Raw genomic sequence first — 19,740 nt, 5'->3', positions numbered from 1 at the left:
CGGCACGGCGGCTGGCCGAGGTGGACCCGGCGTGGTCGCGCGCCTGCTATCTCGACGCGATCGAGATGGGCATCCTGATCGGCGGCCTCGACGACATCGTCGCGGCGGCCAAGAGCGCGCCCCCTGGCGACGGGTCCGACGTGCTCCTGGACGCCATCGTCAGCCTGGTCACCGACGGGCACCGGGCGGCACTGCCCCTGTTGCGGCCTCTGACTTCCGACGTAGGCCACGAGCAGTGGACGCGCCGTCCGTCGCTGGCGCTGATCCTCGCGGCGGAGGTCTGGGACTTCGACTTCCTCTACGACATCGGGCACCGGATCGTGGAGCTGGGCCGCCGGTCAGGCTCGTTCTTCACGCTGCCGATCGGGCTGTCCATGGCGGCCGCGGCCAGCGTGCACGCGGGCGACTTCCGCGCGGCCATGGAGATGATCTCGGAAGGCGCCGCGATCGTCGAGGCGACCGGCGCGTCGCCGCTGGTCTACCCCAGCATCCACCTGGCCGGCCTGCGCGGGCGCAAGCAGGAGGCCACGGAGCTGTTCGACCGCGTCCTCGCGGCGAGCCAGCTCATGACGATCAGCGTGCACTGGGCGACCTCCGCGCTGAACAACGGCCTGGCCGACTACCCGGCCGCGCTCGCCGCCGCCCAGCGGGCCGTCGCCTCGCGCGACCTGGCCAACGCCGGGCTCGCACTGCCCGAGCTCATCGAGGCGGCGGTGCGGTGCGGCGAGCACGAGCAGGCCGCCGCGGCGCTGCGCTCCCTGACCGAGCGCACGCAGGCCGCCGGCACACCCTGGGGGCTCGGCGTCAAGGCGTACGCGCGGGGCATGGTCACCGGGGACGAGGAGTCCTACCGCGCGGCCATCGAGCATTTGGACGGCAGCCGCGCCACCGTCTATCGCGCGCGGGCACACCTGCTGTACGGCGAGTGGCTGCGGCGCGAGGGCCGGCGGCGCGAGGCCCGCGAGCGGCTGCGCCAGTCGCACGAGCTGTTCTCCGACATCGGCATGGAGGCGTTCGCGACCCGCGCCGCGGGGGAGCTGCGCGCGACCGGCGAGCGCATACGCCCCCGCGCCAACCCGGCCGGCGACGGACTCACCGTGCAGGAGGTGCACATCGCCCGCCTGGTGGCCGGCGGCGAGACGTCCAGGGAGATCGCCGCCCGCCTGTTCATCAGCCCCCGGACGGTGGACGCGCACCTGCGCAACATCTTCAGGAAGCTCGGCATCACCTCACGCAGGCAGCTCCGGGATCTCGATCTGTGACCCGGTCTCGACCCGCAGCCGCATCGTGGTGATCGCGATCTCGCGAGCCACGATGGACTCCACAGGACCGGGCCACCTCAGGGCGTACTTGGCCCGGTAACGCCCGGATACGCGCTCGACCAGCCCGGGGTCGCCGACAGCCTCCAGCCGGGCGGGGAAAACCGCCCCATCGACCTGGACCGCAACCTGCGCGCCGCCGCGTACCTCGCGGTACCAGGCGCTGCGGTCGCCGAAGGCGGCGCGTACGTAGGCGTCGCCGTCGCTCACCACGACCCAGATCGGCCGGCTCGACCACGAGCCGTCCGCCCGCCGCACCCACATCACGATCTCGGACTGCTCCGCCAGTTCCTTCATCCGCTCAGGCTTGCGCGACCGGGGGGTGCACGGCATCGGTAATATTCACGTATTCGACGGCGACCTCGCTGCGGCTCCACCCCGGCCTTTTCTAGCCCAGCGCGTGGTCGAGGTTGAAGGCGGCGCTGATGAGCGCCAGGTGGGTGAACGCCTGCGGGAAGTTGCCGAGCTGCTCTCCGGTGTGGCCGATCTGCTCGGCGTACAGACCGAGGTGGTTGGCGTAGGTCAGCATCTTCTCGAAGGCCAGGCGGGCCTCGTCCAGGCGGCCGGCGCGGGCCAGGGCCTCGACGTACCAGAACGAGCAGATGGAGAAGGTGCCTTCCGGGCCTACCAGCCCGTCGGGGCTGGCCTCGGGATCGTAGCGGTAGACCAGCGAGTCGGAGACCAGGCCGCGGCCGAGCGCCTCCAGTGTGCACAGCCACTTGGGGTCGGTGGGCGAGACGAACTTGGCCAGCGGCATCATCAGGATGGACGCGTCGAGGACGTCATCATCGAAGTGCTGGACGAACGCCTGCAGTGAGTCGGACCAGCCATGTCGCATGATTTCGCGGTAAATCGTGTCACGGGTCTCCCGCCAGCGCGGTATGTCGGCGGGCAGGCCGCGCTGCGCGGCCATGCGCATGGCACGTTCGATGGCCACCCAGCACATCAGGCGCGAATAGACGAAGTTCTTGCGTCCGCCGCGGGTCTCCCAGATGCCCTCGTCGGGCTGGTCCCAGTTGTCGCAGACCCAGTTCACCAGCGTGCACACCTCCTCCCAGCGGTCGCTGGAGATCGGGGTGCCCCATTTGTTGTACAGGTAGATCGAGTCGATGAGCGCTCCGTAGATGTCCAGCTGGAGTTGGTGGACCGCGTCGTTGCCCACGCGTGCTGGGCATGATCCCCGGTAGCCCTCGAGGTGGGTCAGTTCGTGTTCGGGCAGGTCGCTGCGTCCGTCGATGCCGTACATGATCTGCAAGGGGCCCGTGCCGCGGTCGGCGTCGAGCCCGACGTGCTTGGACAGGAATCCCATGAACGCCTCGGCCTCCTCGGTGAAGCCGAGCCTGAGCAGGGCGTAGACGCAGAAGGCGGCATCACGCACCCACACGTAGCGGTAGTCCCAGTTGCGTGCGCCGCCGATCCGCTCGGGGAGGCTGGTGGTGGGGGCGGCGACGATCCCGCCGGTCGGGACGTAGGTGAGCAACTTCAGCGTCAGGGCCGAGCGGTGCACGACCTCCCGCCACCGGCCCCGGTAGCGGGAGGCCGACAGCCACTTCCGCCAGAACCGCACCGTGGCGGCGAACTCCTCCTCCGCCTCCTCGATCGGGCAGCCTCGGGGCGCGATCCCCGCGCCGACGCGGTCGAGGGCGAACACCGCGTGCTGGCCCTCGGCCAGCTCGAACCGGCCCCGGGCGTCAAGACCGTCGCACTCCACGGGCACGCTGGTGGACAGGGCGAGGGAGAGCGACTCCGACTCGAAAGTCGTCCGTGACCCGTCCTGGTGGAGCGTGTGAGGTTGCCTGGCGTAGTCGAATCGGGGCGCCACCCGTACGCGGAACGGCAGCGTGCCGCGTACGCAGGTGACCCGGCGGATCAGCCGGTGCCGGTCGGCTTCGAGGCGGTCGCCGGCGATCGGCATGAAATCCTGGATCTCGCCGACCCCGTCATCGGCGAAGAAGCGGGTGATCAGGACGTTGGTGTCGGGGAAGTAGAACTGCTTGGTGGTCGCCGGCATGTCGGCCGCCAGCTCGAACGAGCCGCCCTTGTCGGCGTCCAGGATCGAGCCGAACACGCTGGGCGAGTCGAATCTCGGGCAGCAGTACCAGTCGATCGTGCCGTTGGTGCCCACGAGGGCGACGGTCCGCAGATCACCGATCAGCCCGTGCTCCCCGATCGGCAGGTAACGGGCGTCGTCCCGTGCCCCGGCCGTCGCGTCGGCGTTGTCTGCCTGCATGTTCTCAACATAGGCAGCACACTGGATGGCGGGGCGCAGGGGTTCGTCAAAGGGCCGCAGATCTTCCCTGCCCGGCGCCGGGCTAGGACCCCAGATCGACGACCAGCCGGGAGTCGATCCCCTTGCCATGGACGGGATCACTGCCCCTGACGTGCACCGAATGCTCGGTCACGTGCGCCCGGTAGAGGCGCAGCGGTGCCGAACCCTGCAGCTGCTCTCGCGGAAACACTTGCTGCTCGGGAAACCTGGCGCGGCAGGCATGATCCACGTGCCGCTCGAATTCGTCGTCCGGCAGCCGCTCGGCGGTGGCGAGCAGGTAGACGGCCTGCGCGGTGCCGATCGGCGCGGTCGAATCGAAGATCACCATGCTGACCTCCGGGCGCTCGGCGATGTTGCGCGAGTGCTGCGCCTCCGGTGTGGAGATCCAGTACAGGTCGTGGTAGCCGTCGGGCGCGTAGTAGACGGGCGAGACCCGGGGCCGCCCATCAGGGTCCACGGTGCCCAAGGCCATGTATCTGGTGGTGTCGATGAGGGTCCTGGCCATCTCTTCGAGTGTCATGCGCTCTCCTCTCCGCCTCGGTGTACAGACCTCGCGAGGCGCGGAAAGTAACCGCCAGAGCCATGGGTAATGCAAACCTCCACATTACCGACTATTGACTCGTCGCTGCGATATCAGTAGCTTCGCTCCCAGTTATCGGTATCACCTCCCATTCATCGGGCCGTTAGAGGGAACTATGGCGGAGCTTGACCGTCTGGCCGGGACTCTGGAGCGCGGTTTCGCGATCCTGGAGTTGCTCGCCGCGGAACGGTCGATCACAGCGGTGCAGATCGCGGACCGGCTGGGTCTGTCGCGAAGCGCCACCTACCGGATCCTGGGTACCCTCCGCCAGCGGGGTTACGTGGACTGGGACGGCACCGAACAGGTGAGTCTCGGTCAGCGTGCCGTCACCCTCGGCATGGCGGCTCTCAGCAACTTCGACCCCTACCTCGCCGCTCAGGCGCATCTACGGGATCTGTCCCGGGAACTGTCCGAAGCCGCTCTGATGGCGGTGCGCGACGGCGAGCAGATGGTGTACGTCGCCCATGAGGACGTCACCGACCACTCCATCGCGGTCCGCCGGCTGCTCGGCGTCCGCCGTCCGATGCACAGCACGTCGCTCGGCAAGGCGTTTCTCGCCGCTCTGCCGATCGACGAGGTCGACGCCCTCATCGACCGGCTCGACCTGACAGCGCAGACTTCGACCACGATCACCGATCCTGGCCGGCTGCGTGCCGAGCTCGACGAGACCCGCGCCCGCGGCTACTCGATCGACAACAGCGAGAACGAGCCGGACGTGCTGTGCTTCGGCGCCGCGATCCGCGACGAACGCGGCATGCCCATCTGCGCGATCAGCGTGGCGGGCCCGCGCGAGCGGATGCTCGGAAAACAAGACGTGGTCCCCCACCGAGTGTCCGAAGTGGCACTCGCGATCTCCCGCCGGCTCGGGTTCGTCGGGCCTGTCAACTTCGTGAATCTCGGAAGGTAGCCCAAAGATGCGACGGATCCTGGCCTCCTGCATCGCAATGGTGACGCTCGCCGCATGCGCGCCGGGCACGACAAGCGGAGGCGGGGGCGAACAGGTCGATGACAAGACGCTGACGTACGTCTATTTCACCGACGGGCCCGACGAGCAGGCGACCCGCAGTCTGATCGCCGACTACGAGAAGAAGAGCGGCGTGAAGGTCGATCTCCAGATCGTGCCGTTCGACAACCTGGAGCAGCGGCTCCAGGCCCGCCTGTCCGGGGGGAACGCGCCGGACGTGGCGCGGACGAACGACATCGCGCCCTTCCGCAGCGATCTGCTCGACCTGAACAAGTTCCAGAAGGCGGCGCTGGACGGCCAGTTCATCGACGGCGCCAAGGCCTACATCACGGGAGCCGGCGGCGAACTGCTCGCGGTGCCGAGCGACCTGACGATGAACGGCCCGCTGGTCAATGTGGACCAGTTCAAGAAGGCAGGAGTGTCGCTGCCCGACATCACCAAGCCCTGGAAATGGGATGAGATGGTGGCGGCAGCCCAGAAGGTGCAGAAGGCCAACAAGACCCAGTACGCGATAGCGATGGACGTCTCAGGGCACCGCTTCTCCACCATGCTGAGCCAGTTCGGCACCTCGTTCTTCAGCGCGGACGGCACCTCGGTGGGGCTGGACACGCAGAAGGCCACGGCGGCGGTGAAGCTGTTCGCCGACCTGAACGCCTCCGGCGTGCTGCCCGCGGACCTGTGGCTGCAGGCCGGCTCCAAGTACAAGGCCGCGAACGAGATCTTCCTGGCCCAGCAGACCCCGGTGTACATCAGCGGGAACTGGCAGGTCAGCGCATTCGCCAAGGACGCGACGTTCACCTGGGCCGCCGCACCGAACCCCTGCCAGGAGACGTGCGGCGGGTTCCCCGGCGGAAAGTTCATGGTGTCGTTCAAGCAGAGCAAGCGGCAGCAGGCCGCGGCCGACTTCATCGCCTACATGAACTCGAAGGAGTCGCAGGAACGCCTGGCCAAGGAGGCCAATTTCCTGCCCACCAGGAAGGACCTCATCTCGTCGGGCATCGACTACCCCCAGCGTGACGCCGACATGAAGGTGTTCCTCGCGGACGTGAGCCGGACGCCGCCGCAGGCCTTCGCCACCTCCTACAGCCCGGCGTTCGCCGCCACGGCGAAGGCCACCGTCGACGCCCTGGGCAAGGTGCTCGCCAAGAGCCAGACGCCGGAGCAGGCCGTCGAAACGATCAAGGCCGCGGCGGAGAAGGCGCTCAAGGACACCAAGTGAGCTCTACCTCCTCACGCCGCGCCAAACCGTGGAACCAGCGGCTCGCACCGTATCTGTTCGTCCTGCCCAACATGTTGATCTTCGGGTTGTTCGTCGTGTACCCGGCGATCAACAACTTCAACATCAGCCTGTACGACAGCCGCAACGGCCGCGACTTCACCTTCGTGGGCGGCGCGAACTACCAGGAACTGTTCGGCTCGGAGGCGTTCTGGAGCGCCGCGCGCGCCACCGTGGTGTTCGCCACGTGCTTCGTGGTGCTCACGACGGTCTTGTCGCTGGCGCTGGCCTTGATGCTCAACCGGCGCATCAAGGGCCGGGCGTTCTTCCGCACGGTGTTCTTCCTGCCGGTCGTGCTCTCGCCGGTCGTGGTGGGCCTGATCTGGGGCTGGATCTTCGACCGCGGCAACGGGTTGCTCAACACCGTGCTGGGACGGATCGGGCTGGGGCAGCCGGGGTGGCTGGTCGACGGCGGCCTGGCGACGATCGTCGTGATCTTCGTGGGGTTGTGGATGCACATCGGCTTCTACATCCTCATCATCCTCGCCGGACTGCAGGGCATCGATCCGACGTATTACGAGGCCGCGAGGATGGACGGCGCCACGAACTGGCAACAGCTGCGGAAGATCACGCTGCCGCTGCTGCGGCCGACCACGATGGTGGTGGTGATCCTCAGCCTCATCGCCGGTTTCCAGGCGTTCGACTACATCTGGACGCTCACCGGCGGCGGGCCCATCGGCGCGACCACGCTGATGGTCCAGTACATCTACGAGAACGCCTTCCAGTCCCCGATCCGGTACGGCCTGGCCGCGGCGGCGTCCGTGGTGCTGTTCGTCACGGTGTTCGCGCTGACTCTGCTCAACTTCCTGTACGGCAGGCACAAGGAGGCGACGTGAGCCGGCGCCGGTGGACCTCGATCGGCGGGAGCGCCGTCCCGTCCGTGGGACAGATCCTCACGTATACGATCCTCATCGGGTTGAGCATCGTGGTGCTCGCCCCCGTGGTGTGGGCGGTGCTCTCGTCGTTCAAGACGCAGAGCGAGCTGGCGCAGCGCCCGCCGGCGCCGCTGCCGTCGTCACTGGCGACGGCCAACTACACCGAGGCGCTCAGCTCGTTCGACTTCGCCCTCTATCTGCAGAACAGCGTGATCGTGACGGTCGGCGCGACGCTGCTGACCGTGGTCGTCAACACGATGTGCGCCTACGGGCTGGCGAAGTACAACTTCCGCGGCCGTGACGTGTTGTTCCTGATCGTGCTCGGCACCATCATGATCCCGCTGCAGCTCATCTTCATCCCCGTCTACCAGATGGCCGCGCAGCTCGGACTGGTGAACTCGCTGTGGGGATTGATCATTCCGCCCGCGGCCACCCCGACAGGCGTGTTCCTGCTGCGCCAGTACATGCTGGGCATCCCCGACGACCTCATCGAGGCGGCCCGCATCGACGGCGCGGGTGAGTTCCGCATCTTCGCCAGGATCGTGGTGCCTCTCTGCGGCGCGGCCCTCGCGGTGGTCACGATCTTCTCGGTGATGTGGCGGTGGAACGACTTCCTATGGCCGCTGATCATCAGCCAGGACCAGGCGAAGTACACCCTGCCGGTGGCCTTGGCGCAGTTCAACAGCCAGCTGTCCGTGCCGTTCAACTACATCCTGGCGATGTCGGTGGTCAGCATGCTCCCCGTCGTGGTGATCTTCCTGATCCTGCAGCGCCACATCGTCCGCGGCATCGCCAACACCGGATTCAAGTAGAGGTTCACATGGATCGCACCGTGCACGCGCTCGACGGCCGCGGCACCGTACTGGACTGGCTGGTCAGCCCCGTCTGGAGGGAACCCGCTGACGACCTCGGGAAACACCTGAGAGCCGACGGAGACCCGTGGGGAGAGCGGGGTCGGTGGGTGCTGACCAACGGCCCGGATGTGACCCCGTTCAAGCAGGAGCTGTACCGGCACCGGCCGTTGCCGCGCGACCCGGTCACCGGGCCGATCGTCGACGGCGGCCCGATCGGCTACCTGGAGCACACAGGGGAGTGGCACCGGACGCACACCGGCGCCGACGGACTGGTGGACTGGAGCGCGTTCTGCTTCACGCCGGAGTACCGGGTCGCGGTCGCTGCCACCCACCTGGAGGTCGATCAGGCCGAGTGGCGCACGCTCCGGCTGGCATCGACCGGGCCGACGTTGTTGTTCCTCAACGGCGAGCTGCTGGAGGAGTCCGACGGCTTCACCTACATGGAGCCTGCCGAGCATGCTCGTCGGGTATGGCTGCCCTCCGGCACCTCGACGGTGGTCGTCGCCTCGTGGCAGGTGGCCTTCCGCGAGTGCCGTCAGGTGCTGCGGCTGCGGGTGGAAGGGCTGCCCGTCCGCGTCGTGCTGCCCGGCGGCGGCCGCGAGGACACCGGCGCCGTCGCCGAACGTGTTCTCGACGCCGTGGGTGTGACCCGCTGGGGGACGGCCGACGGCACGGTGCCGATCGTCGGCCCGGACGGCGCCGCGCTGCGCGTCCGCTGGGCGGATCAGGAACGTCTCGTCCGGCTGACCGGCGGACGGGCAACCCTGCGACTCGACAAGACCGAAGGCGACGACGAGGTCGGGAACGCCTCCATGCTGTCGACGGGCGAGACGGTCCTGCGGATCTCCCTCGATGGTTCACCGGTGTTCAGAGAGTTCCCGGTCGCCGTCCTGCCCCCGGAGTACCGCTCGGCTCCGGAAGGTGACCCCGCCACCTGGCGGGAGGAATTCCTGCGCCACGCCGCGACCATGGACGGGACCTCGGCCGCCGAGCTGGTCCGCGTCGTCGAGGACCCGTCATATGTCGTCACCGGTCTGGAACGTGCCCTGTGGATGATCGACAACCGGGCCGACTGCGCCGACTTCGAGGCGGTCGGGCTGGCGCATCTCTGGCACCGGGCCCACGCGTGGGAACCCGGCCTGCGCGAGCGCATACGGGAGGCGATGCTCGGCTTCAAGTACTGGATCGACCAGCCCGGCCTGGACGCCATGTGCTACTTCACCGAGAATCACCAGCTCGTCTGGCACACCGCGGAGCTGCTCTGGGGCACGGCGCTGGGCGACGAGACGTTCTCCAACACCGGCTGGACCGGCGCCCAGCACGCCGCGCACGGGCGCGAGATGGCGGCCGAGTGGATGCGCCGCAAGCTCGCCGGCGGGTTCAGCGAGTTCGACTCCAACGCCTATCTCGCGATCGACCTGCTCGCACTGGTCTCGCTGGTGGAGTTCGCCGAGGACGACGAGATCAGGGCACTGGCGGCGGGGGTCGCGGATCGGGTGTTGTTCAGCCTGGCGGCGAACTCCTGGCGGGGCATCCACGGATGCGCGCACGGCCGCTCCTACGTGTCCACGCTCCGATCGTCGCGGCTGGAGGAGACCGCGCCGATCATGTGGCTCTGTTTCGGCACCGGCGTGCTCAACGACGCCGTCCTCCCGGCCGCGGCCATCGCCACCGCGCGCCGTTACCGCATGCCCGAGGTCATCCGCCAGGCCGCGAACGACCTGCCCGACCGGTGGTGGGGCAGGCAGAGCTATCGCGGGACGTACCGCTTCGCCCACGACCTGCTCAGCAGGCCGTACGGGTCGGATGTGACGGTGTTCAAGACCCCGGACGTGATGCTCTCGTGCGCCAACGACTACCGGTCCGGCCTGCCCGGCCTCCAGGAACACATCTGGGGCGCCACCTTGGGGCCGGAGACCCAGGTGTTCGTGACGCACGCGCCGAACTCCTCCACCTCACCGTCGGCCCGGCCCAACGCCTGGGCCGGCAACCGGATCCTGCCCAGGGCCCGCCAGCACGAAGGCACGGTGCTGGCGCTGTACCGGATCCCCGGTGACGATGTCATGGGCTATACGCACGCGTGGTTCCCCATCGCCGAGTTCGACGAGTGGATTCAGCAGGGCGTGTGGACGGTCGGACGTAAGGGCGCCGGCTACGTCGCCCTCGCCACAGAGGGCGGGGCGGAGCCGGTGACCACCGGGCCCGACGCCTGGCAGGAGCTTCGGCCACGCGGCCCGGGAACAGCCTGGATCTGCACCGTCGGACGGCACGCCGACTTCATCGCGTCCCTGACCGAACCCCGCTTCATCCGCGACGGGGTCGCCTTCACCACCCCCGAAGGCGACGAGCTGAACCTGACGTGGCGCGGCCCTTTCACCGTGAACGGCCGCCCGGCCGACCTGGCGCCCGACGGCACGATCGCCCCGGCTCCCCAGCTCGACAACCCCTACGCCCGCCTCGAGTTCGGCGACACGACACTGTCCATTGGATCGCACATGATCGACCTCCGGAAAGGCCGGAACACATGAGTAAGGGGCGTGGCCTGGACACCAGCCAGGCGAGCCGGTCGCAGCCGCCGCGGCGCCCCGCCGACCTGGCGGACCTCACCCCGGAGGTGCTCGCCAAGACCGCCGGGCGCATCGCGGACCGGGCCGTGGCCATGGGCCTCACCCACTGGTTCTGGGGTGAGGGCGTCGTCCTGCAGGGCATGATGCGCCTGGCCGGCGAAGGAAGCGGAGCTCCCGAGCTAATAAGAGCCGTACACCCGTTCGTCACCGAGTTCGTCGACGGGCATCTTCGCGACGGCATCGAGCTCGGCCACGTCAACAACCTCGCGCCCGGCGCGGTCTGCGCCGACCTGTACGGGGCCACCGGGGAACGCCGCTACGCCGACGCGTGCGAGCGCATGTTGGACTGGCTACGCCACGACGACGCCGTGACCCGCGCGCCCGGCGGTGCCATCGAGCATTGGCCCGGCGGTGTCTGGGCCGACACCGTCTACATGGGCGGCACTTTCCTCATCCACTATGGACTGCACGCCGGCCGGCCCGAGCTGATCGAGGAGGCGGGCGAGCAGATCCTCGCCCACGCCGCGATCCTCCAACACCCCGAAACCGGGCTGTACGCGCACGGCTCCCACGAGGGCCGGACGATCTGGAACTTCTGGGGCCGCGCTAACGCCTGGACCGCTCTGGCGTCGGTCGAATACCTGGAGGCCGGGGGAGCCCTGTCCCAGCCGGTACGCGAGGTGCTGGGCCGCCAGCTGCTCACGCTGGCCGCCCACCAGCCCGCGTACGGGATCTGGGACGTGCTGGTCGACGGGCAGCCGGAGAACCGCGGCATCCTCGAAACCTCCGCCGCCGCCGGCATCGCCGCCGCCATGTTCCGCGCGGCCGCCCTCGGCATCGAGCCGGAGCGACTTCGCCGGTCCGCGTGGCGCGCACTCGCCGGCGTCCACGCGTACGTCGCCGACGACGGCACGCTCACCCGCACCAGCGCCGGCACGGTCCTGCAGCTGCTGCCGTTCGGCTACTCCGTCATCCGCGACGACATGATCCAGCCCTGGGGCCAAGGCCTGGCTCTGCAGGCGTACGCGGCAGCACTCCGGGAGACGACATGAAGGTCAGACATGCCACCGACCCGGACCAGATCCCGGGATTCGACACCGACGCGCTGCGTTCACGCTTCCTCGTCGAGGACCTCTTCGGCAGCGCCATCAGCATGGTCTACAGCCACGAGGACCGCATCGTCGTCGGCGGCGTGCGCCCGTCGGCCGAGCCGGTGACGCTGGAGACCGCCGACCCGCTGCGTGCCGACCACTTCCTCGCCCGACGCGAGCTCGGCGTCGTCAACGTCGGCACCGATCCGGGCACCGTCACCGTCGACGGCGCCGACCACAAGCTAGGGGCCAAGGAGGTCCTCTACGTCGGCAGAGGCAGCCGCGACGTGTCCTTCGCCGGCGAGGGCGGGGCCGCCTTCTATCTCGTCTCCACACCGGCGCACGCCACGCACCCCACACGCAAGGGCACCCTTGCCGACGCCACCCCGATCCGGCTGGGCGAGCAGCGCAGCTCCAACGAGCGCACCATCTACAAGTTCATTCACGCCGAGGGCATCCAGAGCTGCCAGCTCGTCCTCGGCATCACCGAGCTCGCCGCCGGCAGCATGTGGAACACCATGCCCGCGCACGTTCATGACCGGCGCACCGAGGTCTACCTCTACTTCGGCCTCGAGCCGGAGGATCGGGTCGTGCACCTGATGGGCCGCCCCGACCAGACCCGCAACCTCATCGTCGCCGACCGGCAGGCCGTCATCTCGCCGCCCTGGTCCGTCCACTGCGGCTTCGGCACCGGCAACTACGCGTTCGTCTGGGCCATGGGCGGGGAGAACATCGACTACGCCGACGTCGAGCCGTACCCGATCACGGAGCTGCGATGAACCCGCTGTTCGACCTGACCGGCCGGACGGCGCTCGTCACCGGCGCGCGCACCGGCATCGGCCAGTCGATCGCGATCGGCCTCGCCCAGGCGGGAGCCGACCTGGTGCTCCACGGTCACCACGACGACCTCGACGAGACCCAGGAGGCGGTCGAGGCTCATGGCCGCTCGGCCCGGCGGTGGATTCGCGACCTCTCCCAGGTTTCCGGGCTCGCCGACGACGTCGAGGGCCTGCTCGCCGAGACCCGCGTGGACATCCTGGTCAACAATGCGGGCATCATCCGCCGCTCTCCCGCCGTGAGCATGGGCGGCGAGGACTGGGACGCGGTGATGACCGTCAACCTCGACGCCGTGTTCACGGTCACGCGGGCCGCGGGCCGGCAGATGCTGGCGCGCCGCACCGGCAAGATCATCTCAATCGCGTCGTTGCTGTCCTTCCAAGGCGGTGTCAACGTCGCCGCGTACGCGGCCAGCAAGCACGCGGTCGTGGGCATGACCCGCGCCCTGGCCAACGAGTGGGCCGGCGACGGTGTCCAGGTCAACGCCATCGCGCCCGGCTACATCGCCACCGACAACACGACCGCGCTGCGCGCCGACCCGGTGCGGGAGCCGCAGATCCGCGGCCGTATCCCGGCCGGCCGGTGGGGCACGCCCGCCGATCTGGTCGGCGCCGCCGTCTTCCTGGCCGCACCCGCGTCCGACTACGTGTGCGGCCACGTGCTGACCGTCGACGGCGGCTGGCTCGGCCGCTGACACCTGCCACCGCTCTGAAGCCGCCCCTCCGGCATGGGTCAGTGCCCGGCCGGAACGGGTGTCCGCCAGGTGGCCGCGTGCTCGTGCGCGTACGCCTCCAGCGAGCGTGCCGGGTGACCGGTGACACGTTCGACCGTGTCGGTCATCACGGCGTTGCGGCCGTCCCGGATGAGCTGGAACAGGCCCCGCTGCCAGGCGACCGAACGTTCGTCGAGGCCCGCCGCCCGCAGGCCCTCGATGTGCTCGTCCAGGTCGAGGGCGGTGTACCGCAACTCCCTGCCGGCGGCCTCGCCCAGGATCCGTACGACCTGCGCGTACGTGAGCGCTTCCGGGCCGGTGAGGACGTGGGTCTGGCCCGCGTGGCCGTCCTCGGTGAGCGCGGCGGCCGCCACCTCCGCGATGTCGCGGGTGTCGACGAAGCCCACCGCCGCATCGGCCGCCGGCAGCGTCAGCACCCCCAGGTCGCGCAGGGGCGCGGCGAAGCCTTCGCCGAAGTTCTGCTGGAACCAGTTCGGCCGCAGGATGGTCCACTCTTTCCCCGAAGCGCGGACGTCCGCCTCCCACCGGGCCATCGGGATCGTGCCGGGCAGCAGCTCGACGCCCAGCACCGACAGCAGCACGACCCGCCGCGCGTGCGGCGCTGCCGCCAGCAGGTCGCCGACCAAGCCCGGCCGATCCGGATACATGTACGGGCCGACCACGTACAACGCATCGACGTCCCGCAGCGCCTCCGGCCACGTGCCAGGGTCGGCCCAGTCGAAAAGCACCCCGTCCGGGACGGGGGTGCGGCCGGCCGCACGCACCTCCACACCGCCTGCCGCCAGCGCGTCCACCACCGGCCTGCCGGTCTTTCCGCTCGCGCCGATCACCAGAACCTTCATCGTGGTTCTCCCTTCGTTTGAGATGAGAGTACGAATCAGAAACAGGACGCTGAATGCCTCAAAGTCCGGAAAACATGTCTTATAGTCCTGTCTCATGGACGTGCTTTCCGACGCACTCGCCGCGATGCGGACCGGTCGCACCCGCTCGGCGCGCACCGACGTCCGCGCTCCGTGGGGGCTGCGTTTCCCCGCGATCACCGGCACGTCGTTCCACGTCGTGCTCGAGGGCGCCTGCGTGCTCCTGCCGCCCGGCGGCGAACCGCCGCTCATGCTCGGCCCCGGCGACGTGGTCTTCCTCCGCGAGGGCAGCGCGCACGCTCTGGCCGATACCCCGGACACCCCGCTGACCGACTTCGCCCCCGAACGGCCGGACCCCTCCTCGCCGATCGGCCGCGTCCACGTCGACGGCCCTGGAGCGCAGACGATCCTGCTCTGCGGCGCGTACCAGCTCGACCGCACCCGGCCGCACCCCCTGCTGCGCGAGCTGCCCCGGCTCATGCTCCTGCCCGCGCACGACGAGCTCGGCCGACTCGTCGACCTCCTCGCCGCCGAGCTCGCCCGGCCCCGTCCCGGCGGCGACGGAATCGTGCCGTCCCTGGTCGACGCGATGTTGCTATACCTGCTTCGCGCCTGGGTAGAGGAGCGGGCCGCCGCCGATGACACGCCGGCCGGATGGGCGCGGGCACTCGCCGACCAAGCCATCGGCCGGGCCCTGCACGACATGCACGCCCGTCCCGGGCATCCCTGGACCGTGGCGGAGCTGGCGGCACGCAGCGGCCTGTCCCGATCGGTGTTCGCGCAGCGCTTCACCACACTGGTGGGGGAGCCGCCGATGGCGTACCTGACCTGGTGGCGCATGACCAGCGCGGGCCGGCTGCTCCGCGAGCCGGGCGCCTCCGTGCGGACCGTCGCCGAACGCGTCGGGTACACCTCCGAGTTCGCCTTCGCCAAGGCGTTCAAGCGCGAGTACGGTGTCCCGCCCGGCGCCTATCGCCGCCCCACACCGTCGGCTGCGGTGTGACGGTGACGGGTGTGGGTTCGTATGTAACCCTGTAATTCATGACTGAGCCCCCGATCGTCATCGAGCACCGCGAGCACGTGTGGTACCTGCTCGCCCAGGCCTCCCAGCTCGAACACATGATCATGTGCCAGTACCTCTTCGCCGAGTTCAGCCTCAAGACCGAGGGCCTCACCGGCGAGCAGCAGGCCGCGGTCGACCGCTGGCGCCAGGAACTGCACGGCATCGCCGTACAGGAGATGCTCCACCTGGCCCTGGTCGCCAATCTGATGTCGGCCATCGGCGCCGCGCCCACGTTCGGCCGGCCCAACTTCCCGCAGTCCTGCGGCCCGTTCCCGCCTTCGATCCAGATGCGGCTGCTGCCCTTCGGCGAGGCGGCCCTGACCCACTTCCTCTTCCTCGAAAGACCCGAGGGGATGCGGCGGGAGGACGCCGCCGGTTTCATCTCCTGCGACCCGCCGCCCGAGCCCGTCGTGTCCGGTGAGATCTTCCCGCGGGCGCAGGAGTTCGCCACGGTCGGCCATCTGTACCGCGGCATCAGAGACGGCTTGACCGCCCTGGTCGCCAGCGTCGGCGATGCACAGGTGTTCTGCGGCTCGCCCAGGGCGCAGGCCACTCCGGAGCTGTTCCACTGGCCCGAGATGGTGGCGGTGACCGACCTCAAGTCGGCGTGCGCGGCCATCGACGAGATCATCGAGCAGGGTGAGGGCGCACAGGGGGACTGGCAGGACGCTCACTACGGCCGCTTCCTGAAAATCTGGGAGGAGTACACCACGCTGCGGGCCGCCGATCCGGCCTTCGAGCCGGCCCATCCAGCGCTCGGCGCGTTCACCCGCCAGCCCTTCGACGTGCAGGAGCCGCAGCCGTTGATCGGCGATCCCGGCACGCTGGCGCTCGGCGAGCTGTGCAACCTCGCGTACGAGGCCGTCCTGTGGTTGCTCACGCGCTTCTTCACCCACACGGACGAGAGCGAGGAAGAACTCGACGCGCTGGTCAACGCGGCGATCACGATGATGGCGGGCGTGCTGCGGCCGCTCGGCACCGAACTCGCCCGCAGGCCCGTCGGCCCCGGCCATCCGGGACGTACCGCGGGGCCGGCCTTCGAGATGTACTACCTGATGGACAACGTGGTCCCCTGGCGGGAGGCCGCCTGGACGGTGCTGGCCGAGCGGCTGCACCAGATCGCCGGCAGGTGCGCCGCGCACGCGGCCGGCGAACCGGTGGTCGCCGCGGCCGCGCAACGGGCCGCGGCGGTGGCCGACTCGATCGAGGCCGCTCGCCGCGCAACCTGATCGGCTCGCCTACTCAGCGGCCGGCCGTCATCCTGCCGCATGACCCGTCGGCTGATCGGGGAGCACGGCCACCGCTTCGACCTCGACCAGCTGATCGTCGTACCCGAGCACCGTCACTCCGAGCAGCGTGCTGGGCGCGTCGTGGGCCCCCATGTACTCGCGGTAGACCTTCCACGCCGTCACCAGGTCGGCCTGCCTGGAGGAGGCCACGTAGACGGTGGTCTTGACGATGTCGGTCAACGACGCGCCGGCCCCGCGCAGCGCGGTGACGAGGTTGCGCATCACCTGGTGGGTCTGCTCGGCGTAGTCTCCGACCGCCACCGTCTTGCCGTCGGAGTCGAGCGGGCAGGCGCCCGCCACCCAGACCTGCCGTACGGGCGCGTCCGCGACGGACGCGTAGGCATAGTCGACCGTCTGCGCGAGATCGGCATTGCGGATCAGTCTGATACCTGCATCTTTCATATGCATCCGCTTACAGCATCATCGGCACCCTCGACAAATCCAGGAAGGGAGCCGGTGCGGACACGGCGGTCGGCAGGGTCCGGCTCGCGAGTGATGAGCCTGGGGGAATCTGCGACGATGCCCTCATGCCTATCGACGCGCAGCTGCTCGTGCTGTTCACCATGACCACAATCGTCGCCATGATCACTCCGGGGCCGGACATGCTGTTCGTCCTGGGCTGCGGGATGCGCGGCGGCGCGCGGGCCGGCCTGCTCGCCACCGCCGGGGTGGCCACGAGCGAGGCGGTTCACGTCGCCGTGGCGGCGGTCGGCCTCGCGGCGCTCTTCGAGGCGGTCCCGGTGGCCTTCACCGTGGTACGCATTGTCGGAGCCGCGTACTTGATCTACCTCGGCGTGCAGATGTTGCGGAACCGCAAGGGGGTCGACAGCGAGATCACCGTGGAGGGCAAGGGGGCGCTGTCGGGCCGCCGGGCGTTCACCAGCGGCGTGCTGACGAACCTGCTCAACCCGAAGATGGTCACCTTCACGATCGCCTTCCTCCCGCAGTTCATCAACCCGGAGCTGGGCCAGGTCTGGCTGCAGTTCGCGATCCTCGGCGCCATCCTGATCGCGCTGGAGTTCGTGGTCGACGGCACGGTGGGCGTGCTGGCGGGGCGGATCGGCGGCTGGCTGCGCCGCCGGCAGGCCGCCCGCCGCAAGGTCGACATCGCCACCGGAGGCATCTTCATCGGCCTCGGCGTACGCCTGGCCGTCGAGCGCTGACTCGGGTTCAAGCGGGCTTGCGGGCGGCCAGGCGTTCGACGATGCCCACCTTGAAGCGGTCGTGACGTTCGACGGTGAGGCCGTGCTCGGGAAGCAGCCTGATGGGCCGACGAAGGAAGTGCTCGCCGCCCGTGGGCACGGTCACCACTTCGAGCAGGCGCTGCACCAGACAGACGGCGACCTCGAGTATGTGGCCACTGGCCTGCCCGCAGATCCACGAGCGGCTGTCGCCGAAGAACCTCCGGTCGAAGAACGCCATTTGCCGGTTGTACGAGGCGGAATGTTTGTCCCACAATCGGCCGGGCGCTCCTCGCGGCGCTTGGACGTCATCGTCGACTCTTCCCATGCGTCTTGATCTCCTTCCTACCTCGCACCAGGCTCAATAGCTCCCAGGCTGCGTTCCAGCGGCCGTAAGGCGAGGGTCATCCCTGTTTCGCCGGATCGACATCGGAAGGCCGGAGGGTGACTCGCGGGGGTGTCCAACTCAGGGGCACCCCCGCGATGATCAAGGAGCTTTACGATGACCGACATCGACCGGCGGGGATTCCTGCGTACCGGCCTGACGGCCGCCACTCTCGGCGTGGTGGCGGGCGGGCCGCTGGCGGCGCTGTCCGCCCGCACCGCTGATGCCTCCACGATGGTGAAGCGGGCCTTCAGCCCCGACTACGGGCCGCTGTACCCGGTGAAGGACCACACCACCGGCCTGGAGCTGCTCAAGCTGCCCCGCGGGTTCGAGTACCTGACCCACGGCTGGACCGGCGACAAGATGAGCGACGGTCGTCCCACGCCTGGCGTGCACGACGGTATGGCCGCGTTCAAGCCCAGCGACGCGCTCAAGGACCGGACGTCCGCGGGCGGCGGCGAGGGCAAGGGCCACTGGACGGTTCTGGTCCGCAACCACGAGGTGGGCGGCTTCAACGGCGCCTTCGTCGAGCCCGCGTACAACCCGACCGCCGGCGGCGGGACCACGTCGCTGATCTTCGACACGCGCAAGGGAGAGTTCGTCCAGAGCTGGGCCAGCCTGGGCGGCACCATCCGCAACTGCGCCGGCGGGCCCACCCCGTGGGGCAGCTGGTTGTCGTGCGAGGAGACCACCCTGATCAACGGCGACTACCGGCACGGCTACGTCTTCGAGGTGCCGCATGACAAGGTCAGCGACGCCAAGCCGTACAAGGAGATGGGCCGCTTCTCGCACGAGGCCGTGGCCGTGGACCCGGAGACCGGCTGGGTGTACGAGACCGAGGACGCCACCCCCAGCGGCTTCTACCGCTTCCGGCCGAAGGTCAAGGGCGACCTGGCGCAGGGCGGCGTGCTGGAGATGATGACGATCGGCGCCTCGCCGTACACCACCTACAAGGACGGCACCGGCGTCGCCTACCCCGAGATCGGCTGGGTCGTCATCGACAATCCCGACCCCGGCGCGAACGAGACCAGCGTCGTGCGGCAGGGCATCGCCAAGGGCGGCGCCTCGTTCGCCCGTCTGGAGGGCGCCTGGTACCACGACGGCAAGATCTACATCGTCAGCACCAGCGGCGGCCCCGCCGGTCAGGGCCAGGTCTTCGAGTACGAGCTCGCCGGCAACACCATGCGGGTGCTGTTCGCCTCGCCGAACGCGGCCGTGCTGAACAACCCCGACAACATCTGCGTCAGCCCGCGCGGCGGCATCGTGCTGTGCGAGGACGGGTCCGGCGTGGAGTACCTGCACGGGCTCACCACCGACGGCGAGATCTTCCCCTTCGCGGAGAACGCGGTCGTCATCCCGGCCGGTGGCGTGCCTGGCAAGTCCGTGGCACCCGGCACCTACACCGGTTCGGAGTGGTGCGGGTCGGTGTTCGACAGCAGGGACGGCGGGTGGTTGTTCGCCAACATCCAGTCGCCCGGCATCACCTTCGCCATCACCGGCCCGTGGGAGAACGGCTCCCTGTAGGACATATCCCGGCGCGCTCTACCCCTGCCGGTCGTGTCCGCGGCGAGTTGTGCTCGCCGGGCACGGCCGGCAC

Annotated in this window: 19 protein-coding genes; 13 read left to right on the top strand and 6 right to left on the bottom strand. The window is 69.3% G+C overall.

Translation table 11 applies throughout. The annotated features are described in order from the left end of the window. Positions 1-20 precede the first annotated feature (20 nt). A complete protein-coding gene (locus ACTWPT_RS39825; RefSeq protein WP_443182700.1) occupies positions 21-1,262 on the top strand; it encodes a helix-turn-helix transcriptional regulator in 1,242 nt (413 codons plus the stop codon). On the opposite strand, the gene ACTWPT_RS39820 is transcribed toward ACTWPT_RS39825, so the two are convergent. The 3 genes from ACTWPT_RS39820 to ACTWPT_RS39810 form a co-directional block, all read right to left on the bottom strand. After that, entirely contained in the window at positions 1,230-1,616 is a 387-nt protein-coding gene (locus ACTWPT_RS39820) for a DUF2255 family protein (protein WP_443182699.1), read from the bottom strand. The two genes, ACTWPT_RS39825 and ACTWPT_RS39820, sit on opposite strands and share 33 nt — an antisense overlap. A 91-nt stretch (positions 1,617-1,707) precedes the next feature. Further along, positions 1,708-3,549 carry a glycoside hydrolase family 15 protein gene (locus ACTWPT_RS39815; protein WP_443182698.1) on the bottom strand — a complete coding sequence of 614 codons (1,842 nt, stop codon included), beginning with the start codon at positions 3,547-3,549 and terminating at the stop codon, positions 1,708-1,710. Positions 3,550-3,631: 82 nt separating this feature from the next. Beyond that, positions 3,632-4,108, bottom strand: coding sequence for a pyridoxamine 5'-phosphate oxidase family protein (locus ACTWPT_RS39810; RefSeq protein WP_443182697.1), 477 nt, complete (start codon positions 4,106-4,108; stop codon positions 3,632-3,634). Positions 4,109-4,283: 175 nt separating this feature from the next. Here ACTWPT_RS39810 and ACTWPT_RS39805 point away from each other — a divergent pair, with 175 nt between their 5' ends. From ACTWPT_RS39805 to ACTWPT_RS39770, 8 genes are read left to right on the top strand one after another with little or no spacing between them, the layout of a single operon-like run. Continuing rightward, positions 4,284-5,075: an IclR family transcriptional regulator gene (locus tag ACTWPT_RS39805; RefSeq protein ID WP_443182696.1), complete on the top strand. Its 792-nt coding sequence runs from the start codon at positions 4,284-4,286 to the stop codon at positions 5,073-5,075. Positions 5,076-5,082: 7 nt separating this feature from the next. After that, a complete protein-coding gene (locus ACTWPT_RS39800) occupies positions 5,083-6,351 on the top strand; it encodes an ABC transporter substrate-binding protein (RefSeq protein ID WP_443182695.1) in 1,269 nt (422 codons plus the stop codon). Continuing rightward, positions 6,348-7,244 carry a carbohydrate ABC transporter permease gene (locus tag ACTWPT_RS39795; RefSeq protein ID WP_443182694.1) on the top strand — a complete coding sequence of 299 codons (897 nt, stop codon included), beginning with the start codon at positions 6,348-6,350 and terminating at the stop codon, positions 7,242-7,244. The genes ACTWPT_RS39800 and ACTWPT_RS39795 overlap by 4 nt, the downstream gene beginning before the upstream one ends. Continuing rightward, positions 7,241-8,095, top strand: coding sequence for a carbohydrate ABC transporter permease (locus ACTWPT_RS39790; RefSeq protein ID WP_443182693.1), 855 nt, complete (start codon positions 7,241-7,243; stop codon positions 8,093-8,095). The genes ACTWPT_RS39795 and ACTWPT_RS39790 overlap by 4 nt, the downstream gene beginning before the upstream one ends. Before the next feature lie 8 nt (positions 8,096-8,103). Further along, entirely contained in the window at positions 8,104-10,665 is a 2,562-nt protein-coding gene (locus tag ACTWPT_RS39785) for a hypothetical protein (protein WP_443182692.1), read from the top strand. Then, complete coding sequence (locus ACTWPT_RS39780; protein ID WP_443182691.1) at positions 10,662-11,756, top strand: glycoside hydrolase family 88 protein; 1,095 nt, start codon at positions 10,662-10,664, stop codon at positions 11,754-11,756. Before ACTWPT_RS39785 ends, ACTWPT_RS39780 begins: the two co-directional genes overlap by 4 nt. After that, complete coding sequence (gene kduI / locus ACTWPT_RS39775) at positions 11,753-12,574, top strand: 5-dehydro-4-deoxy-D-glucuronate isomerase (protein WP_443182690.1); 822 nt, start codon at positions 11,753-11,755, stop codon at positions 12,572-12,574. Before ACTWPT_RS39780 ends, kduI begins: the two co-directional genes overlap by 4 nt. Then, positions 12,571-13,326, top strand: coding sequence for an SDR family oxidoreductase (locus tag ACTWPT_RS39770; RefSeq protein ID WP_443182689.1), 756 nt, complete (start codon positions 12,571-12,573; stop codon positions 13,324-13,326). Before kduI ends, ACTWPT_RS39770 begins: the two co-directional genes overlap by 4 nt. A gap of 38 nt (positions 13,327-13,364) precedes the next feature. Here ACTWPT_RS39770 and ACTWPT_RS39765 read toward each other — a convergent pair whose 3' ends face one another. After that, positions 13,365-14,207, bottom strand: coding sequence for an NmrA family NAD(P)-binding protein (locus ACTWPT_RS39765; RefSeq protein ID WP_443182688.1), 843 nt, complete (start codon positions 14,205-14,207; stop codon positions 13,365-13,367). A 94-nt stretch (positions 14,208-14,301) separates the two neighbouring features. Between ACTWPT_RS39765 and ACTWPT_RS39760 the strand changes: the two genes are divergently transcribed. Then, on the top strand, positions 14,302-15,228 hold the full coding sequence (locus ACTWPT_RS39760) for an AraC family transcriptional regulator (protein WP_443182687.1): 927 nt from the start codon (positions 14,302-14,304) through the stop codon (positions 15,226-15,228). A gap of 38 nt (positions 15,229-15,266) precedes the next feature. After that, a complete protein-coding gene (locus ACTWPT_RS39755; RefSeq protein ID WP_443182686.1) occupies positions 15,267-16,517 on the top strand; it encodes a ferritin-like domain-containing protein in 1,251 nt (416 codons plus the stop codon). 27 nt (positions 16,518-16,544) lie between these two features. Here ACTWPT_RS39755 and ACTWPT_RS39750 read toward each other — a convergent pair whose 3' ends face one another. After that, positions 16,545-16,979, bottom strand: a complete 435-nt coding sequence (locus tag ACTWPT_RS39750) for a RidA family protein (protein WP_443182685.1) — start codon at positions 16,977-16,979, stop codon at positions 16,545-16,547. Positions 16,980-17,104: 125 nt separating this feature from the next. Here ACTWPT_RS39750 and ACTWPT_RS39745 point away from each other — a divergent pair, with 125 nt between their 5' ends. Then, positions 17,105-17,740, top strand: coding sequence for a LysE family translocator (locus ACTWPT_RS39745; RefSeq protein ID WP_443182684.1), 636 nt, complete (start codon positions 17,105-17,107; stop codon positions 17,738-17,740). Positions 17,741-17,747: 7 nt separating this feature from the next. Here ACTWPT_RS39745 and ACTWPT_RS39740 read toward each other — a convergent pair whose 3' ends face one another. Further along, a complete protein-coding gene (locus ACTWPT_RS39740) occupies positions 17,748-18,086 on the bottom strand; it encodes a hypothetical protein (protein ID WP_443182683.1) in 339 nt (112 codons plus the stop codon). Between the two features lie 174 nt (positions 18,087-18,260). Here ACTWPT_RS39740 and ACTWPT_RS39735 point away from each other — a divergent pair, with 174 nt between their 5' ends. Then, positions 18,261-19,667 carry a PhoX family protein gene (locus ACTWPT_RS39735; protein WP_443182682.1) on the top strand — a complete coding sequence of 469 codons (1,407 nt, stop codon included), beginning with the start codon at positions 18,261-18,263 and terminating at the stop codon, positions 19,665-19,667. Positions 19,668-19,740: the final 73 nt, after the last annotated feature.

This window comes from Nonomuraea sp. 3N208 (genome assembly GCF_052245935.1).
Lineage (GTDB): Bacteria > Actinomycetota > Actinomycetes > Streptosporangiales > Streptosporangiaceae > Nonomuraea.
Note: the sequence above shows the minus strand (reverse complement) of the source record. Positions and strands in the feature narration are given on the sequence as shown.

What these genes read in the sequence shown, in the direction of transcription:
- ACTWPT_RS39750 (WP_443182685.1), bottom strand. Translation starts at nt 16,979, where the DNA reads ATGAAAGATGCAGGTATCAGACTGATCCGCAATGCCGATCTCGCGCAG.
- ACTWPT_RS39740 (WP_443182683.1), bottom strand. Translation starts at nt 18,086, where the DNA reads ATGGGAAGAGTCGACGATGACGTCCAAGCGCCGCGAGGAGCGCCCGGC.
- ACTWPT_RS39815 (WP_443182698.1), bottom strand. Translation starts at nt 3,549, where the DNA reads ATGCAGGCAGACAACGCCGACGCGACGGCCGGGGCACGGGACGACGCC.
- ACTWPT_RS39820 (WP_443182699.1), bottom strand. Translation starts at nt 1,616, where the DNA reads ATGAAGGAACTGGCGGAGCAGTCCGAGATCGTGATGTGGGTGCGGCGG.
- kduI (WP_443182690.1), top strand. Translation starts at nt 11,753, where the DNA reads ATGAAGGTCAGACATGCCACCGACCCGGACCAGATCCCGGGATTCGAC.
- ACTWPT_RS39810 (WP_443182697.1), bottom strand. Translation starts at nt 4,108, where the DNA reads ATGACACTCGAAGAGATGGCCAGGACCCTCATCGACACCACCAGATAC.
- ACTWPT_RS39745 (WP_443182684.1), top strand. Translation starts at nt 17,105, where the DNA reads ATGCCTATCGACGCGCAGCTGCTCGTGCTGTTCACCATGACCACAATC.
- ACTWPT_RS39760 (WP_443182687.1), top strand. Translation starts at nt 14,302, where the DNA reads ATGGACGTGCTTTCCGACGCACTCGCCGCGATGCGGACCGGTCGCACC.
- ACTWPT_RS39800 (WP_443182695.1), top strand. Translation starts at nt 5,083, where the DNA reads ATGCGACGGATCCTGGCCTCCTGCATCGCAATGGTGACGCTCGCCGCA.
- ACTWPT_RS39780 (WP_443182691.1), top strand. Translation starts at nt 10,662, where the DNA reads ATGAGTAAGGGGCGTGGCCTGGACACCAGCCAGGCGAGCCGGTCGCAG.
- ACTWPT_RS39755 (WP_443182686.1), top strand. Translation starts at nt 15,267, where the DNA reads ATGACTGAGCCCCCGATCGTCATCGAGCACCGCGAGCACGTGTGGTAC.
- ACTWPT_RS39765 (WP_443182688.1), bottom strand. Translation starts at nt 14,207, where the DNA reads ATGAAGGTTCTGGTGATCGGCGCGAGCGGAAAGACCGGCAGGCCGGTG.
- ACTWPT_RS39805 (WP_443182696.1), top strand. Translation starts at nt 4,284, where the DNA reads ATGGCGGAGCTTGACCGTCTGGCCGGGACTCTGGAGCGCGGTTTCGCG.
- ACTWPT_RS39735 (WP_443182682.1), top strand. Translation starts at nt 18,261, where the DNA reads ATGACCGACATCGACCGGCGGGGATTCCTGCGTACCGGCCTGACGGCC.
- ACTWPT_RS39785 (WP_443182692.1), top strand. Translation starts at nt 8,104, where the DNA reads ATGGATCGCACCGTGCACGCGCTCGACGGCCGCGGCACCGTACTGGAC.
- ACTWPT_RS39770 (WP_443182689.1), top strand. Translation starts at nt 12,571, where the DNA reads ATGAACCCGCTGTTCGACCTGACCGGCCGGACGGCGCTCGTCACCGGC.